Annotated in this window: 1 protein-coding gene; it reads left to right on the top strand. The window is 45.3% G+C overall.

Going from position 1 to position 602, the window contains the following annotated elements; genetic code table 11:
• On the top strand, nucleotides 1–493 hold a 493-nt coding region (locus tag ACS8FD_RS22470; protein ID WP_439277491.1), incomplete at its 5' end, for a LemA family protein.
• Nucleotides 494–602: the final 109 nt, after the last annotated feature.

The raw sequence follows: 602 nt of genomic DNA, 5'->3' as shown, positions 1-602 counted from the left end.
CAACCAATATCAGCGCCGTTCGGATCTGGTGCCAAACTTGGTGAAAGTTGTGCAACAATATGCAGACCAAGAGCAAGAGGTGTTCACTCAGGTGGCAGAAGCGCGTTCGCGTGCAGGTAGCATTAATATAACGCCAGAAGTACTCAATGACCCACAAGCGATGGAACGTTATGCTGAAGCCCAAGCTCAGATGGGGGGAGCATTGTCACGTCTGATGGCAGTGTCCGAACGTTACCCTGAGCTCAAATCCGACGCTTTGTTTCAAGACTTGCAGGCACAGTTAGAAGGGACTGAAAACCGTATTACAGTAGCTCGTAATCGTTATATTCAAGAAGTGCAAGGCTACAATACAACGGTACGACAATTCCCAACTAATATCACAGCCAAAGTGTTCGGTATGGATACTAAGCCGAACTTTACTGTTGCTAATGAAGAAGAGATCTCGACCGCACCTACGGTTGATTTTGGAGATGATGAAGCTACTGCACAATAAAGCCAGCGTTTTGGGTCAAAAAGCGGCGTTTAGTAGTAGCTTTACTCGCTATCTATGATTAGTCGCTACTAACAAAGGCGTGAAAAAAGACTCCTATTTATAATAAGTC

Source organism: Psychrobacter sp. 1U2, assembly GCF_051847575.1.
The sequence above is the reverse complement of the archived record's forward strand: the minus strand, read 5'-3'. Positions and strand labels throughout refer to the sequence as shown.